Source organism: Geodermatophilus obscurus DSM 43160 (assembly GCF_000025345.1).
Lineage (GTDB): Bacteria > Actinomycetota > Actinomycetes > Mycobacteriales > Geodermatophilaceae > Geodermatophilus > Geodermatophilus obscurus.
This window is the reverse complement of the sequence record NC_013757.1, coordinates 3,752,317-3,768,013: the sequence shown is the minus strand read 5'-3', so window position 1 is coordinate 3,768,013 and position 15,697 is coordinate 3,752,317. Positions and strand designations below refer to the sequence as shown.

Here is a 15,697-nt window from a genome sequence, read left to right as displayed (position 1 = left end):
GATGGGTGATCCCTCGGGCCGCTGACCCGACGGGTGCGCTGCTGGCGCTTATTGCTGGGCGCAGCAGGCCATCTCAGACACCGCTATACGCCACCAGGTGATTAGGCATTTTCCACCACCCCTTTGCATCAGGAGTCTTGGCCTCTCAGCTTATGCTGTGTCGGCCGCGGCTGAGCCCTGACCGTTGGGTTGCGCCGGTGGATTATTTGGCTGGACTCGCGTGGATCCACGTGGCCGACGGGTGCGAGGCTTTGACGTCAGCGCGCCATTGCCAGCTACGTTGTCCGCCTCGAGATCGAGCTGCTCCTTGATCAGCACGATGGACAGCGCCTTTGTGATCACGTCTGTGTATGCACGCTCCTTCGCCGGATCGTTGAGTTCTCTGGCTACGCGCTCGGCCGCCAGTAGATAGCTCGCCTCACGCGGCTGCTGCCAATACTTATACAGCTGATTGACGGCCTTTTCTTCGGCTGTAAAGAATGTCTTGGTGATGTATCCGGAGAAGAGGCCACCCAACGCAGTCAGCGCCGCGATGACAATCTTACTGGTGTTGTTCTGTATTATGACGACAGAAATTGCTCCCGCGACCAGGACCAAGAATCCCACGGTCATAGCGAAAGCGCTCAGACGAGAGGCCCGACGAGCGACCGTTGTAGCGATGTCATGGTACCGATACATGTCCTCGCGGTTGAAAATCAGTAGGGCCTCAAGGCTGGACTCCGCCAGAAACTTCTCCTTTTTAGCCTGTAAGTCCTGGAGGGCCTCAGCTCTGGCGCGAGGATTCCAGGCGCCTAGCCCCTTCTCATAAGTCCTGTAACCGACAAACGGTAGAAACGCTGCCAAGAAGAGGCACGAGGCGGCAACCGCTCCTGTTATTCGACCTGGCCACTGGAACGCAAAGGGGCCCAAAATTACGGCGAAGACTGCGGCTGCACTCGAAGCTACACCAAACATGTTCAAGTAGCGCCGCAGGTTTGCCTTCCGTTGACCTTCCGGTGTCTGCGCATAATCGCGACGAGCCTGGGCCTCGGCAACCTGCGTGACCACGTTCTCGGACTCAGTAAGCGGTGACTGGTATGAAGTACCCATGGTTCCTGCCTCCGAGTGACCCGCGCGGCGGAGGAGACGGCGTTGCACTAGGGAGTCTCAGCTTGATCAGCCGGATCAGCAAGGCCTCTTGGCGCGGGGGTGATGATGAAACAAGGCGCACTTAGGCAATCAATCACGTCCCCGCAAGACCGCACCCCAGGTGACGCCGCTGCCCTGGTCGGCGGCCCGCCTGACGGCCTGGCGGGTCGTCGTCGTAGTTCTCCCCGGTCGCCCGGGCTGGTCCCGGACGGTCTGGGGTCGAGACGTCCGCGTCGCACTCGGCGGTCTCGGTCATGGCGTTCTCGGTCATGCTGCGATCTCCCTCCTCTCCGTTCAGTGCCGCCGGATCACGCCCGGCGACACGGGGATGACGTGGCTCCACGGCTCGATGACGGCCGGGTCGATCCCGACGGCGCCCAGCAAGGTCCTCTCGACGTCGGTGACCGGCCGGGCGAACGGCCCCAGCTACCCGGCCGCACGGCGTAGGTCGGCGTCGGCGGTGGCGTCCTCGGCGCGGCCCAGGGAGCAGGTGGCCCGGTTGTGGTTGAACACCAGGTGCCCCTTGGGTGACCGGGGAGCTGCGGCCCCGCGCACTCCGGGCAGACGGCGGTCACCGGTCCACCTCGTCCACGGTGAGCGGGTGATGAGGCCCGGGGGGCCGTCCCGCGACCCCCGTATGGGCCGAACGTGCTCCGCTCGTCCCCCAGCGTGCACACCTGCCACCGGCCGGTGGAGTCGGCCTGCATCGTGAGGACCCGATGCCGCGGCAGGTCGCCGATCGTGACCGGCGCGGCCGGGGGGCTCCTGCCGGGCCGGGACGAACGCCACCAGGGCGATCCTCTCGGACGGGTACGCCGCGCCGGGCACCGGCCGGTCCTACTGGGCGGGGCCCCCGATCTGCCACTCCCAGCCGGAGGTGCCGCCCATGGGAGTCCAGATGAGCGTGCCGCTCGTCTCCGGGATATCCAGGATCACGGTCCCGCGGTACGAGCTCGCCGGCGTGAACGTCGCGGACGGGAAGAGGTTCGGGTCGTCGTAGTCCATGCACCCGTAGGTCGGCGTCGTCGCGATGTTCTGCACGAACACACCGTCCGACCCCACGAAGGAGAAGGATGTCGGGTTCATCTGGAAGTAGTAGGCGTCCGTCGGGTAGTTCTCGGTCGTGGAGGCGCGGATGTCGAGCGCCACGAAGTGCCCGTTCTCCGGGTCCTCGGCGTACTCGCTCGTGCAGGGCGCGTCCACCCGGATCGCGTCGATGGAGAACGAGAGGACGAGCTCCTCAAGTGACGGCGTGAGGTCGTCCGGGTGGGCGAGCCCATCGACCTCTCCGAGGTCCTTCATGATGTGACCGCGTGGGCTCAGGTCCGGGTCCGGCGCGGCGCTCGTGGTGGGTGCGGGCGTGGGCGTCGGGGTGGGAGGCAGCGTCGGCGTTGCGGCTATCGGCTCATTCATTTGCTGGCTCGCGGCGACGGCGGTCGCGCCCAGGCCAGCGGCCAGGAGCAGCGCAGCGGCTCCTGCGGCCACTCGGACGGGTCCACGCTGCCAGAGGGGCGTGCGCGTCGGCGCAGGCGTAGGCTCGGGCGCGGTCTCGTCCTCGAGCGGCTCGGTGGTCGTGTCCTCGGCCACGGTGTCATTCCTAACGTGAGCTTAAGTGTGGTTGTGTCGCGCTGGGACCGCCCGTGGCAGCCCCGCTAAGGCGGCCTGAAATGACGAAGCCCCCGCCCCAGCTGACCGGGACAGGGGCTTCGTACGTCGTTCGAGCTATCAGCCGAGGTTGACCGTCACGCCCCCGGAAAACGGCGAATCGTGCAGCTCCAGCTTGGTCAGCTGCGTTTCGGCAGGCACGTCGAAGACAAGCACACCGTCCACGGACGTACCGGGGTTCAACTGCTCGAACAGCGTGTCGCCGCCGTTCTCCAGGTAGAACGCGGCCTCGGTGTCCGTAGAGAACTTCTTGCCTGCAGCGTCGTAGCCGTACTGGCTGGTGGAGTCGAGGGTCTGGGCCTCGTCCCCGATGTTCGCCACGTTCACGTTCACCAGACAGAAGACGCCGGCCGCCTGGGTGGAAACGGGGTCGGCTCCGAGAGTGTTCTTGGAGCAGTCCACGCCGGTGACGGTGAACTCGAACTTGCCGTCCTGAACGGCCTGGTTCAGGCCCACGGCCTTGGCGATATCGCCGGACGAGGAACCGCCGCCGGACGAAGTCGAGGACGAGCCGCTGTCGTCATCGCCGCCCTGGGCGATGGCGATGATGAGGATGAGGGCGATGACCGCGAGAAGGATGAAGCGCTTCTTCTTGAAGAAGGGGCGGCTGGCCTTGCGATACGCCTTCTCGGCCTTCGCCTGGGCCTTCGCGCTCTTGGGATCTGCGAACTGCGGAGGCGCAGGCGGAGTGGGCTGTGACATGGAGGATCCCCCGTCGATGACTTGAGTGGCGCGAATTGATCTTGAGAGCCCGCTGCCCAACGGATCATCCGCGGCCCGGCTAGATGTCTTCGTAAGACTAGAAACAGGACCTCGTCAGGTCACGAATCGATTCGTACAAGCTCCCCCCTTCGGGATGGCATATGTTGCCAGGACGACCACGATCACCATCCCGCCGAGCGGTCGATCCGAGGGTGTCAGCCGCCAAGCCGACGGGGCTGCGTGTCCCTGAGTGGGCCGCTCAGGGCGAAGGTTGGCGGCCGCGGTACTAATCGGGTCTGTACCCGGGAGCCGGACCACGACCAACCTCAGCGGCGGGCACGAGCCCGGTGGCACCGGCGGCGGAGGAGGCCACGGCTACTGCTCCTGCTCGTCGTGCTCGGCGGCCAGCTCGTCCAGCCCGGCGGCGACGGAGCGCAAGCCGAGGGCGATGAGGTCAAGCTCCCGGTGCAGGTGCGCTACCTGCGTCCGGAGATCGCCGATCCGGTGTTGAGGCGTCTCCGCGGCGCGAAGATCACCGGGGCCTGTGCGTCACCCACGTCGGGGTCCTTTCCTGGTGGTCGACTCCCGGCCGGTGGCGGGCCTGGCGAGGACGCCACCGGCCGGGAGCTGTGACCGGGGCGCTGGTCGGGTCTGCGGGGCGCATAGGAGACGCCCCTCACCGGCCATGGATCCGGGTCCCACCCGCATGACCAAGTGGGCCGGTGACTTTGACGCCCCGGTTGGTGCGGCCCTTCACCCGCGGAGTCGCCGAACACGCGGGCGGAGGATCGGCCTGTGGGGTCAGGCGCTGACGCCTGCGTGCTGGAGTCCGGCCAACCGCACGAACGCCGACGGCCTGAACACCGCCAGCGCAACTCTCAGCTCAGCGCGGATGGAAGTCAGGTTGTGCGTCCAGTAGTCAGCGTGCGAGTTGCTTGCCTCCACGACGAGCCCGCTGCGGCGGAACACCTGAGCCTGGGAGCGGAACGCGCCCACGATCGCGGTGTTGACCGGCAGCGCCATGGACAGGGCCACGGGCAGGCCCCACACGGTGGTCCCGGCGAGCGCGCCGAACGGGCCTCCGGCGTTGAACTCCCCACCGGAGTCCTTGGCCAGCCGCAGGGCGGCGTAGTCGGACGGGTGCATGACGACGCCGTCGGGTTCGACGAGGGCGTTGACGCGGACGTTCGTGATCGCCTGGTACAGCGTCTCGGCGATGGACGGGTTCGTCCCCGTCGTCGGGGCGGTCAGGGTGAGGTTCTGCAGGCCGGTGCGGTTGAGTAGGCCGCGGAGGTTGGTGCCGGTGCCGTCACCGGAGAGGAGCTGGGTCTCCTCGACCAGTTGCACACCGAGCCGCAGACGAGAATCGATATATGACCTCATCTGGCTCGAATCTTCGAGCATTTCGTCGCTCACCGGCAGGTGGTGCGCAATCTTTCTCACGGGCTCGTCCACGGAGTCGAACGCGAGCGCACTCTCGGGCTTGAGCCCGCCCTCGCCGACGGTGGTAGCGCCGTTGGTGAACAGGGTCTCCTCGACGTACCGGACCAGGGCGGAGTCGGTGGTGCCCGGCGCGAACAGGTCGGTGACCACGATCGGGCGCTGGAGGATCGGCTGGATGCCGGGGCGCACGTCCGGCTCGAACGGGAAGTCGCCGGTGAGGAGGGTGGCCTTGCGGCCGGTGAAGTAGTCCGGCACCTCGACGGGGCCGGAGGTCCACCGGCCGGTGAGCGCGCCGGACTTGAACGCCATCTGCAGCGACTGGAAAGCGGTGCTGCTGGTGAACGCCTCACCGGCGGTGCCGCCGGTGCTCCGGGAGCCGTACACGGCCTTTGCACCGGGTCGCCGCATGCCCTCGATGCGGTCCCGCATCTCGGTTTCGTCCCTGTGCTGCTGGACACCGGCGAGGAGGTCACGCACTTCGGCGTGCTCGGCATCGGTGAGGGGTCGCCCGGACTTGCGGGCGGCGGAGGCGAGCTGGTCGGCCCGGTCCAAAGCCTGGCGGGCGTGCTCGGGAGTGGTGATGGCGACGTGCATCGGGGGTTCGCCTTAGAAACGCGCCGGACCCACGCATGGGGGTGCTACGGCGGTGACCGCGCCTCGATCTCGGGGCGGCGGGCGTTCTATGGCGAACGCGAGGTGTTGCGGGTGTCGGGCGGCGAGGCCACCCGGTCCTCTAGCGGGCCGGGGCGTCTATGCCGACCGCAGGAGTATACCCGCTGGGTGCGACGACTACTCCGCCCCCAGCTCCAGGGGGCGGGGAGTGTTCCGTTCGTCCCCGGCGCGTTCCCACGGGCGGCCGTTGCGCCACCACATCGCCGCGTCCCCCTCATAGGCCACGTTCCCGGCGTGGAGCTGGTAGATACGCCTCGGCAACGGCCGCAAGATCACAAACGCGCCCTCGACGTGCTCCACCTCGGCGGGGTCGATCTTGCGGCCGATGGCGGCGGACAGGCGGGCGGCGGCGGTCGTCTCATCCATGGGGTCTCCTCGATTCGCAGTACCCGCGGCTACGCGGTGCGGGTCTGGCCTTGGGGGATGCGTCGCCCGTCCCGCCACCACACAGCGGCGGCCACGTCGTACACCGCCCCGTCGGGGTGCACCTGATAGCGGCGGCCGTGCGCGGGGAGCACCTGGCAGGCGGGGTCGCGGGGGTGCTCCGGCAGCAGCAGGACCCATGACCCGTGGGTGTGCTGGACGTCGGCGGGCACGATCCGGCGGCCCAGCGCGGCGGTCAGCAGCGCGGCGGCGGCCTCATCCATGGCCGTCGACCGCGGTCGTCGCGGCGATGTTGGCCAGCGCCAACCTGTCGTAGGCGGCGGCGATTCGGTCGGTCAGCGCGGACGCCGCCGGGCAGCTCTCCGCGTGAGACCGGACGTAGAAGCTGGCGACGACGAGGGCGGCGTCCAGCTCCCGCCGTGCACCGCGTAGCTCCGCGGAGATCGCGTCCAGCTCCCCGCGGGTGATGTCCTCGGGGGTGATCGGTTCGTCTTCGGGGCTCACCGGGTCTCCCTCCGCAGGGCGGCGGCGACCATGAACGGGTCGTCACCCTCGGCGATCCGCAGACGCCGCGCGCACGTCCGGGAGCAGCACCACGACCACAACCCGACACCCCGCCGCTTGGACGTGAACGGCTCGGCGCAGTAGCCGCACGCCTCCGGCCGGGCCTCGTCCGGCTCCGCATTCTTCCGGGCCCGGCGGCACCGCTGGCACACCCGCTCCCCCGGGGGCAGCGACGTGGACGTGCCCCAGAGGAGACGTCCACAGCCTCCGGCGCACGGGGTGTCCGGCTTACGCGCCACGGTGCCTCCGTTCGGCTACCAGTCAGAGCCGATAATGCGCGGCTGACCTGCGGTTACACCCATCGTAGACACCTCTCCCCCCTTCCTAGCGTCCGGTGGGGAGGGATACGACTACCGGCCGGGGGTCGCCAGCGCCGACGGAGAGGGGATCGCAAAGCCCCCTACCCTGCGCAGTTATTCGCTTACTGTCTGAGTAAATCGTAGCTCGGCCGATGGTCTCCGCGGCTCCCTCGATGGCTCAGGCGTAGTGCGTCGCCTCGCCCTGCGGTGTGCAGGAGGCGTGGCGCTCCAGTGCGGCCCGGGGCGCTCACCGCCGAGCGAGACGACATGCCCATGATCCACCAGCACGGGCGATCCACGAGTGGACCCTCACCGCCTGCGGAGGTGGCGCGGAGACGGTGCCGGATCGCCTCCGGATCCGGTCGGTGGGTGGTGCGGTGCCCGTCGTGCCCGTGCCCGTGCTCGTGCCCGTCGTGCTGACCCTGTCGTCGCCGTGCTCGGCGCTGTCGGTCTCGCTGCTCGTGCTGTCGTCGTGTGCTGGCTCTAGCTCACGCTGCTCACGATGCACGCGTCATCGCAGGTCACGTAATCACGCGTCAGCTCACGCGTTGCTCATGTGATCTTCGTACTCGGGCGTTGTCGATCATGGTTGCTCGTGCTGTTCGATGGCTCGCGCTCATCTGCTCGTGCTCGTGAGGTGTAGCCGTGTCCGCTGCCTCGTGCTGGCCCTGCCTTGCCCTGCCTTGCCCTGCCTCCCTGCTGCCCTGCCTCCCTGCTCGCCGTGTCTCTGCTCTGCTGCCCATGCGGTGCGGATGCCGTGGTGCTGTCGACGTCCTGCTGTCCACGTCCTGTTGTCCACGCTGGCCGATGCCGTCGTCGTGACCACGCTGTCCCGATGTCGTCGTGCCGATGCCGTCGTGCCCGCTGTCCTCGTGCCTCTCGCGCTGGTGGTGTCCCTCGTGCTGGTGGTCCTCGTGAGATCGACCCCGTCAGTTGCCGCAGGACGGCCTGAGCCGAACGTGCTGGAGTCGAGGAGACCGCGGCCCCTCATCGGAGGCGGCACACGGCAACTCAGGGGGTCGACCCCGTGCCGGTCCCCTCGTGCTCGGGAGCCAGCGCGGACCGTGCGTGCCACCAGTCGACGCGCACCGGCCGAACGCTGGGGGCCTGGCGTCTCCGGGCTAGGGCTGTCGGTACGGGGGCGCTGAGGGGGTCGTGACCTGGGGGTGGAGCTCTCCTCCGGGGGGTGTCCACGTCCAGGGGGTCCGGGGTCGGGCACAAGCGGGCACCGACGGGATGAGGCAGGGCGGGGTGTCCTCGTCAGCGGCGGTCAGGCGGGGGGAGCGCGGCGGCGGCCAGGGCCCGGCCGTCCCGCTCCTCGGTCAGCTCGGCGATGGCCGCGTTCAGATAGCCGACGACGTCTCCCCCCGGGGGGGCATCTGCTGCGGCGCGCTCGTAGGCGGCGCGGGTGATCCCCCGGGCGGTCTCCACCGGGGGGAGGGGGATGCCGCCGCCGACGGCCCGATCCGCAGCCCCGAACAGCGTCTCGCCGAGGGCGTCCGCGAATGCCCGGGCGCGGGTGTCCGCGCCGGAGTCGGTCCGCACCAGGGCACCCCAATGCTGAGCCGCTCTCGTCATCGTCAGGTGGACCAGGCCGGTCGTGCGGGTCGCCGACGTCTCCACCCGCCCGGAGCCCGCGGCGCGCTTGACCTCTACCGTCAGCGGCGGCCCGTCCGGGGTGGTCACCCGGAACGCGATGGTGGCCGGGGTGAACAGCGGCGGCCCGGCCGGGTCGTCCGGATGGGTCACCGTCGCCCCGCCCGCGGCGGTCACGGCCAGGACGTCCCGCATGTCGGAGGACATCGCGGCCCACGCGGCGGGGGGCACGTCGGCGGTGGTGGCCCAGCGGGTGATGACCGTCGGTGGCCCCTCGTCGGCGGGGGGCTCGGCTGGGGAGTCGGGCGTCGGCTCGGTCATGGCACCCCATCGTCCCCGGGGACTCCCCCCGGGGGTGTCTCCTCGGGCTGCGGGCACCGGCACCGGGGGTGGTCACCCGCTCGACGGCGTGCACGAGGTTGTGCATCGGCCGCTCGGTGCGGATCGCCTGCCGCTCGGCGGCCAGCGCGGCGCGGCGGGTCGGGTAGACCTCTCACTCCCACCGGGCCACCCGGCACACCCACCGGTAGCTGGGGGAGGCGGCGTGCCCGCCGATCCGCGACAGGAGGTTGTTGGTGACCCCGACGTAGGCGAGGACCCCGCACCGGCAGTACGCGCGGTACAGCAGGGTCGCCGGGCCCCCGTCCCCGACACCCGGGTTGAGGGCCACACCCGGTGGCAGCACCGGCGGCAGCAGGCCTGGCATTGACACCGTCCCGTAGGGCCGGACCTCCCCCCGCACCGCAGCAGCTAGGTCGTCCCACATCGGGAGTTGACCGGGAACCGTCATGGGGCGGTCTCCCCCTCCTGACGTGCGCCGGGCACGCCACCGGTCCGGCTCCTTGCTCTCCATCACCAGCCGCCCTAGACCGGTATCGGGCATTCGTGGGGTCGGCGGCGGCCGGGGACGGCAGGCGGAGAGCCCGGAGCCGTCCCCCACCGGCGTCCCCGTGTCCCGCGGGTGCCTGGGCGCGGGAGACAACTACGCAGTTACGGAGGAGTGGGGAGGGGGTGGGGTTTGTTCCCGGCCGCCGGTCGATGCGGGGGCCGGGAGTCGGGTCACATCCACGGCTGGCCCCCCCGTCTCGCTCTTGCTGAGGCGGAGCTTGGCCTGCCGCATCCGGTCGGCGCGGTGAGCCTCGACCTGCTCACGAGCCCACGCCTGGCTGGCGCGGTCGTCATCCCAGATGTTGGCGGGCGGGGGCGGAGGCTGCCAGTAGTCGACCCCGAGGATGTCCTCGACCTGCTGCCGGGTCAGCTTCTCGTCGGCCGCGGCGTCGTGATCTTGGCGGGCTCGCTTGCACGGGACGCACGGCCGGTCGTTCTCAGCGTCCTGGTGCTGGGAGCACTGACGAGGGAACCAAGGAGTGGGGGGGAGGGGGTCCTTCCCCTCCTTCACTTCTAGATATCTCCCTCGGGGGTCATCGTGAGCGTGTCCGTGTCTCGCAATTCCCCCGTCCGTGTCCCGCAATTTGGCGTCCGTGTCCCGCAAATCGGCGGAGTTGCGGGACACGTTCCCGCGTAGCGTGTCTTCCAAGTCTGAGGAGTTGCGGGACACGGACACGCTCGGCTTGTCCAGCAACTCGGCGGCGAGGAAGCCGGGCAGCAGATAGCGGTGTGACCGCCGACCGCGTCTCCCGGTCGGCGGAGCCTCCTGTTCGTGGACCTCGACTACCCCGGCGGCAATGAGGCGCGCCAGCCAGCGGGTGACGGTCCGGGGCGTCGTCCTGAGGTCGACGGCCAGCGTGTCCCGCGACGGCCAGGCACCCTCCCCCGGGTCCTTAGGGTTCGTGTAGTCGGCGAGCAGTAGCGCGAGGCGGTATGGCCCGAAGTCGGCCCGGTCCTCGTCGGGGCGGATGCCGTAGTCGGCGATGTGCCGGAACACCCAGCGGGAGGCGGCGACGCTCACCGAACCCACCCGCCTAGTCCTAGACTTGGGGTGCAGCCCCGGGCCGGATACCGACCGGCCCGGGGCTTCTGCTTGTCGTGCATGGTCAGGCAGCGTCCTTCGCGGCAGGAGCGGGCGGGGGAGGGGTGCCGACGCTGCCCTTGGCGGCGGACGTGGCGGCGACGGCGGCCATCCCGGTCGGCCCGGCGGCGGCACCCGCGGCGGCTCCGCCCCGCATGTTCCGGAGCACCGCCATGCCGGTCGGAGTAGTCCTCGTTCATTACGCGGCCCCTCGGTTGCGGCGTCCCTGGCGGCGGCGGTCCCGATCGAGGCGCTGGGCGCGCAGCAGGGTCAGGGCCTCGCGGGCGGTGGCCGGGCTGATCGGGGCGGACGCGGCGGCGTAGACCGCGCCGGAGGCGTACAGCTCGGCGAGGTGGTCGTCGGTGCTCACTGCCCGACCTCGGTGGGGTCGGCCGGGTCCTCGGCGAGGAGCATGTCGGCGAGCCTTTCCCGGACCGCTCGCGGGATTGGCGGATAAGTAGACGTCCATTTCTGGACGCTTCTCTCGGCGGAGTGGACGCGCCTACCGACGTGTCCGGCGAATGCCGTCGGCCGAGCGTTGCGGGGGGTTTCCATCGGAGGTTGTCTCCACATCCGTGCTGGTGAGCGGGCTACATCCATTGTCCGCAGAAAGGCCGACAAGCGCTACGGAGACCTATCGGGCCCCTTATTCCGAAAGGCCGCCACAGGCCGCCACAGGCCGCCACAGGCCGCCACAGGCCGCTGAAAGCCGGTAAAAAAGTTCACCCCGGAGACAGCGAAACGGCCCCGCCCCCCACGCAAGGAGGGGTCGGGGCCGCCGGGCCGAGCTGTCCGGCTACCGCCAGATGATCTGCGTCGTCTCCGGCACCATCGCCCGCGACCGCGCCGGGCCCACCTTCCCGATCGGGTGCAGCACGATCTGCGCCACCAGCGCCTCCAGGACCTCCCGGCGCTCATCGAACCCACCGGCCTGCCAGTCGGCCAGCGGGTCCTCCCCCAGGGCGTCGCGGCGGGCGGGCAGCTCCACGTCGGCCAGCAGCGCCTCCACCTCGCGGATGCGGTCCCGCAGCTTCCGGATCATCGGCACGAAGTCCTCGGCGGTGAAGTCCGGGTCGTCCAGCATCAGCTTCTGGAGCCGCTCGACCTTGGCCCGCAGGGTGTCGCGCTCGGCGGTCAGCCGCGCGGCCTCCTGCGCGGCCTCGGAGTCGTCGTCCGGGTCAGCGAAGGCCGTGGCGTCGGCCAGTCGGCGCTCGACCGCGCCGAGGATGAACGCCTCCGCCAGCCGTAGGTTGCGCTTGACGTGCCCGCACCCGCCGTTGTCCTTGACGCACGAGACGAACGAGTCGGCGCGCACCGCGCCCTCCGCGTCCCGCCGCGCGGACACCTTCATCCGGCCGCCGCAGACCCCGCAGTAGATGAGCCCGGACAGGAGATGCTGGCGGCGGCTGTAGCGCGCGGTCACCAGCCCCGACCGGGCGGCCAGGGCCTCGCGGACGGCGCGCAGCTCGTCCTCGGTCAGGATCGCGTCGAAGCTGCCGCGGCCGACGATCTCCCCGAGGTACTCGACCAGCCCGGCGTTCCGCGGCCGGGTGAGGACCTTCGACACCATCACCCGCGACCAGGGGCGGCCGGTCACGGTCTCCAGCCCGGCGGCGGTCCAGGCCCGGACCACGTCTCCCAGGCTCGCCTGGACGTTCTCGTCGGTGATCCACTCGACGGCGTCGCGGATCGCGGCGGCCTCGACGGCGTCCACCTTGATCCCGCCTGGCTTGTACCCGAACGGGCGGGTGCCGGTCGTGTGCGGCCTCCCGGCCTCCCGGTGCTGCACGAACGTCCGCCGCACTCTCTCGCTGATGCGCTCGGCCTCGGCGGCGTCGAACTGCGCCATGATCCCGCCCAACAGCCGCCCGTCGGCGGTGGTCAGGTCCACCTGCCCCGACACCACCGACGCGAGGCGGACCCCGGTGTCCTCCACCAGGGCCTTGATCCCCTCGTACTCCATCGGCCGCCGGGTCAGACGGGACGTGGAGTAGTAGAGGATGCCGTCCACGGTCCCGGCCCGGACCGCGGCCAGCAGCTCGGCGAACTCCGGGCGGGCCTTCCGGCTCTTGGTGCTCGCGCCGATGTCGTTGTCCGAGTAGACGGGCCGGTGCGGGTGCAGCGTCCACTCCAGCCGCTCCGTGAGCGCCCGGCAGTCCTGCTCCTGCCGCGTGACGCCGAGGCCCTGACCCTCCCGGTCGTCCGAGATGCGGACGTAGATCGCGGCCCGCTGCGGAGTCTTGCCTGCCATGTGTCCCCCTGGTCACAACAGGTCCGGGCGTCGCCACCCCTGGTCGAGTACATGCTCCGCCAGGAAGGCGAGAACTGTCTCCCAGAATACCCCCGCGTTCCCGGGCGTCAGCACCCAGTGGTTCTCGTTCGGGAAATAGAGGAACCGGGAGGGGACGCCGCGCTTCTGCAGGTCGTACCAGAGCCGCAGCGCCTCGCCGATCGGCACCCGGTAGTCGCGGTCACCGTGGATCACGAGCACCGGGGTGCGGATGGCGTCGGCGTAGCGGTGCGGCGAGTTCTGCTCGTAGCGCTTGGGCTGGCGCAGCGGGTCGCCCCACTCCTTCTCCCAGTAGTAGGCCGCATCGGTGGTGCCGATGAAGGAGTCCACGTCCCACAGGCTGGCGTGGGTGACGATCGCCCGGAACCGGTCGGTCTGGGTGGCGATCCAGTTGGCCATGTAGCCGCCGAACGAGCCGCCCATCGCGGCGGTGCGCGACTCGTCGATCTCCGGCCGCTGCTCCACGGCGTCGACCGCCGCCATCAGGTCGGTGTAGGGCGCCTCGCCCCAGGCGCCCCAGCCGCGGCGGACGAAGTCCTGCCCGTACCCCTGCGACAGCGCCGGGTCGGGCAGCAGGACGGCGTAGCCGCGGGCGGCCAGCACCCACGGGCACCAGCGCCAGGACCACGAGTTCCAGCTCATCAACGGCCCGCCGTGGACCCACAGCACCAGCGGCGCCGGGCGCTCCGCCGACGCGCCCTCGGGCAGCACCAGCCAGCAGTGCACCGGCGTCCCGTCGGCGGCGGTGGCCTCGACCTCCTGCAGGGTGCCGGGCAACCCGGCGAGGGTCCCCGGGTTCGGCAGCGGGTCGGGGTGCTGGCCGGTCGCCTCCGGGTCCAGCCGCACCGGCGCCGGCGGCTCGTCGTAGGCCGAGCGCAACGCGTAGAGGGCGCTGCCGTCACGGGCCACCTGCAGGTCGCTGTAGGCGCCGTCGGTGGTCATGCGGACCGGCTCCCCGCCGTCCGTGGGCACCCGGAAGAGCGCGTGCCGGCCGTCGTCGTCGGCCAGGAAGTACACCGCCGTCCTGTCGGCGTTGAACTGCGGCGCGGACGGCCAGCGGTCGAAGCCCGGGGTGAGCTCCCGTGCCGCGCCGGTGGCGACGTCGACGTGCAACAGCGTGTAGTCCGGCGGCTCGTCGTGGCTCGACATCGACTCCCGCACGCAGACGACGGCGCTGCCGTCCGGGGAGAAGCGCGGCGCGCCCAGGTCGGCGAGCGGGTCGTCGACCAGGGCTCGGGCCTCCCCGGTGGCGGTCTCGAGGAGGACCAGCCGGTCCCGCCGGCCCGCCGGGCCGTCGGGGACGGACTCCACGCGCACGAGGAGCCGGCCGTCGGGGGAGAGAGTCAGGTCGCCACCGGCGCCGGAGGGCGGGACGGCGTCGGGGGTCAGGTCGCGCAGCTCGACCGGCGGGCGCTCGGCACCGGCGTGCGGCTCGGCGGGGAGTCCGCCGGCCCAGAACAGGTGCGGGGTGGCCGGGCCGAGGTCGCTGTCCCAGTACCGCACCGGGTAGGCCTCGTGGAGGATCGCGGTGACCCCGGCCTCCTTGCGCCGCTTCCGCCGCTCCGCGTCGGCCTCGGCGTCGCCCGCTCCCGGCATGGCGGACGCGGTGACGACCACCTCGCCGGAGTCCGCGGCGAGGGCGACACCCGAGATCCCGCCCGGGTGGGTCAGCACCGGCCGCGCCTCACCGCCGTCGGCGGGCAGGCTCCAGAGCGCCGGCTTCGGCTCCTCCGTTCCGTCGCCGGCCCCCGGATCGGGGCGGGCGGAGGTGAACAGCAGCGAGCCGTCGGGCGCCCACACCGGCGAGGACTCGCCCGGTGCGCTGCGGGTCAGCCGGCGGGCCGGCCGCCGTCCCTCGGGGTCGACCTCCCACAGCGCCGACTGCCACGCGGTCTTCTCGCGGTCCAGGGTCTGCACCGCGATCGCCAGCCGCCGGCCGTCCGGCGACAGGGCCAGGCCGCCGACCCGCGGCAGGGCGACGAAGGCCGCCAGGTCGGCGAAGGGGGATCCGGAGGGGGAGGAGGTGGCGGGGGCGTCGGAGGGCTCGCTCACCGGGCCCACGGTAGGAGCCGGCGCAGCGTGGCCCCCCTCAGGGTCCCGCCGACCCGTCCCGGACAGGCCCCGTCCAGACGCTCGCCGCGGCCCCGTCCCGGGCACCGCCCCGAGCTCGCGGAGGGTGGGGAGGACGGGGTCCTTCCGCGGCGAGGAGGACGGGGACCTCCCTCAGCGGCGGGGAGCCGCCTCGGCCGGGGTGAGCTCCTCGTCCAGGGCGCTGACGAACACGTGCTGAGCCACGCCCATGGGCAGCACGTTGCCGTCGAGGCTGACCGAACCGGCGGTCAGCTGGGCGACGGCGGTCATGCCCGGCCGCAGGCCCTGGGCGGCCAGCTGGCGCATGAGCTGGGTGTCCTCCTGCAGCTGCTCGCTGATCCGCTTGATCTCCACGCGGCGTCCCTCGGGGCTCGCAGTGGTGGACAGCAGGGTCAGCGAGTCGAGGACCGCGGAGGTCTCGCCGCCCAGGGCGTCGAGACCGGGGATCGGGTTGCCGAAGGGCGACACCGTCGGGTTGCCGAGGAGGGTCAGCAGCTTGCGCTCCACGGCCTCGCTCATGACGTGCTCCCAGCGGCACGCCTCCTCGTGGACGTCGGCGTAGTCCAGGCCGATGACGTCGACCAGCAGGCACTCCGCGAGCCGGTGCTTGCGCATCACCGCGGTGGCCAGCTGCCGCCCGGACTCGGACAGCTGCAGGTGCCGGTCGCCCTCGACGGTCAGCAGGCCGTCGCGCTCCATCCGGGCGACCGTCTGGCTCACCGTCGGACCGCTCTGGTGCAGCCGCTCGGCGATGCGGGCTCGGAGGGGGACGATCCCCTCCTCCTCCAGCTCGAAGATCGTCCGGAGGTACATCTCGGTGGTGTCGATGAGGTCGTTCACAGGTCTCCTCCGTGTCGTCCCGAATGGTACGGGGGGAGAGCGCGCGCGCCCGCT

General features: G+C 70.9%; 16 protein-coding genes. 1 reads left to right on the top strand and 15 read right to left on the bottom strand.

Annotation, left to right across the window (positions count from 1 at the left end):
• Positions 1 to 150: 150 nt before the first annotated feature.
• The 3 genes from GOBS_RS27670 to GOBS_RS17500 form a co-directional block, all read right to left on the bottom strand.
• Positions 151 to 1,089 (bottom strand): TRADD-N-associated membrane domain-containing protein, encoded by a 939-nt coding sequence (locus GOBS_RS27670; RefSeq protein ID WP_012949595.1) that lies wholly within the window; start codon positions 1,087 to 1,089, stop codon positions 151 to 153.
• A gap of 876 nt (positions 1,090 to 1,965) precedes the next feature.
• A complete protein-coding gene (locus tag GOBS_RS17505) occupies positions 1,966 to 2,715 on the bottom strand; it encodes a hypothetical protein (RefSeq protein WP_012949594.1) in 750 nt (249 codons plus the stop codon).
• Between the two features lie 138 nt (positions 2,716 to 2,853).
• Complete coding sequence (locus GOBS_RS17500) at positions 2,854 to 3,495, bottom strand: DUF4352 domain-containing protein (RefSeq protein ID WP_012949593.1); 642 nt, start codon at positions 3,493 to 3,495, stop codon at positions 2,854 to 2,856.
• A gap of 393 nt (positions 3,496 to 3,888) precedes the next feature.
• Between GOBS_RS17500 and GOBS_RS17495 the strand changes: the two genes are divergently transcribed.
• The gene (locus tag GOBS_RS17495) at positions 3,889 to 4,128 is read left to right on the top strand and encodes a hypothetical protein (RefSeq protein ID WP_041241561.1); all 240 of its coding nucleotides are present in this window, start codon (positions 3,889 to 3,891) and stop codon (positions 4,126 to 4,128) included.
• A 168-nt stretch (positions 4,129 to 4,296) separates the two neighbouring features.
• Here the strand turns inward: GOBS_RS17495 and GOBS_RS17490 are convergent, their stop codons facing one another.
• The 12 genes from GOBS_RS17490 to GOBS_RS17440 all read right to left on the bottom strand — a co-directional run bounded on the left by GOBS_RS17490 (position 4,297) and on the right by GOBS_RS17440 (position 15,643).
• Positions 4,297 to 5,532, bottom strand: coding sequence for a phage major capsid protein (locus GOBS_RS17490; RefSeq protein ID WP_012949592.1), 1,236 nt, complete (start codon positions 5,530 to 5,532; stop codon positions 4,297 to 4,299).
• 195 nt (positions 5,533 to 5,727) lie between these two features.
• A complete protein-coding gene (locus GOBS_RS17485) occupies positions 5,728 to 5,976 on the bottom strand; it encodes a hypothetical protein (protein ID WP_012949591.1) in 249 nt (82 codons plus the stop codon).
• Positions 5,977 to 6,005: 29 nt separating this feature from the next.
• The gene (locus GOBS_RS17480; protein WP_012949590.1) at positions 6,006 to 6,257 is read right to left on the bottom strand and encodes a hypothetical protein; all 252 of its coding nucleotides are present in this window, start codon (positions 6,255 to 6,257) and stop codon (positions 6,006 to 6,008) included.
• Complete coding sequence (locus GOBS_RS17475) at positions 6,250 to 6,498, bottom strand: hypothetical protein (protein WP_012949589.1); 249 nt, start codon at positions 6,496 to 6,498, stop codon at positions 6,250 to 6,252. The genes GOBS_RS17480 and GOBS_RS17475 overlap by 8 nt, the downstream gene beginning before the upstream one ends.
• Before the next feature lie 1,619 nt (positions 6,499 to 8,117).
• Positions 8,118 to 8,774 (bottom strand): hypothetical protein, encoded by a 657-nt coding sequence (locus tag GOBS_RS17465; RefSeq protein ID WP_012949587.1) that lies wholly within the window; start codon positions 8,772 to 8,774, stop codon positions 8,118 to 8,120.
• A 172-nt stretch (positions 8,775 to 8,946) separates the two neighbouring features.
• On the bottom strand, positions 8,947 to 9,159 hold the full coding sequence (locus tag GOBS_RS17460) for a GIY-YIG nuclease family protein (protein ID WP_041241559.1): 213 nt from the start codon (positions 9,157 to 9,159) through the stop codon (positions 8,947 to 8,949).
• A 276-nt stretch (positions 9,160 to 9,435) separates the two neighbouring features.
• Positions 9,436 to 10,362: a hypothetical protein gene (locus GOBS_RS17455; protein ID WP_041241558.1), complete on the bottom strand. Its 927-nt coding sequence runs from the start codon at positions 10,360 to 10,362 to the stop codon at positions 9,436 to 9,438.
• An 85-nt stretch (positions 10,363 to 10,447) separates the two neighbouring features.
• Complete coding sequence (locus GOBS_RS27665) at positions 10,448 to 10,597, bottom strand: hypothetical protein (protein WP_012949584.1); 150 nt, start codon at positions 10,595 to 10,597, stop codon at positions 10,448 to 10,450.
• Between the two features lie 24 nt (positions 10,598 to 10,621).
• Positions 10,622 to 10,792 carry a hypothetical protein gene (locus GOBS_RS27660; protein ID WP_012949583.1) on the bottom strand — a complete coding sequence of 57 codons (171 nt, stop codon included), beginning with the start codon at positions 10,790 to 10,792 and terminating at the stop codon, positions 10,622 to 10,624.
• A gap of 426 nt (positions 10,793 to 11,218) precedes the next feature.
• A complete protein-coding gene (locus GOBS_RS17450) occupies positions 11,219 to 12,673 on the bottom strand; it encodes a recombinase family protein (protein ID WP_012949581.1) in 1,455 nt (484 codons plus the stop codon).
• Between the two features lie 12 nt (positions 12,674 to 12,685).
• Positions 12,686 to 14,764: a S9 family peptidase gene (locus GOBS_RS17445; protein WP_049788618.1), complete on the bottom strand. Its 2,079-nt coding sequence runs from the start codon at positions 14,762 to 14,764 to the stop codon at positions 12,686 to 12,688.
• 171 nt (positions 14,765 to 14,935) lie between these two features.
• Positions 14,936 to 15,643, bottom strand: coding sequence for an iron-dependent transcriptional repressor DtxR (locus GOBS_RS17440; protein ID WP_012949579.1), 708 nt, complete (start codon positions 15,641 to 15,643; stop codon positions 14,936 to 14,938).
• Between the last annotated feature and the right edge of the window lie 54 nt (positions 15,644 to 15,697).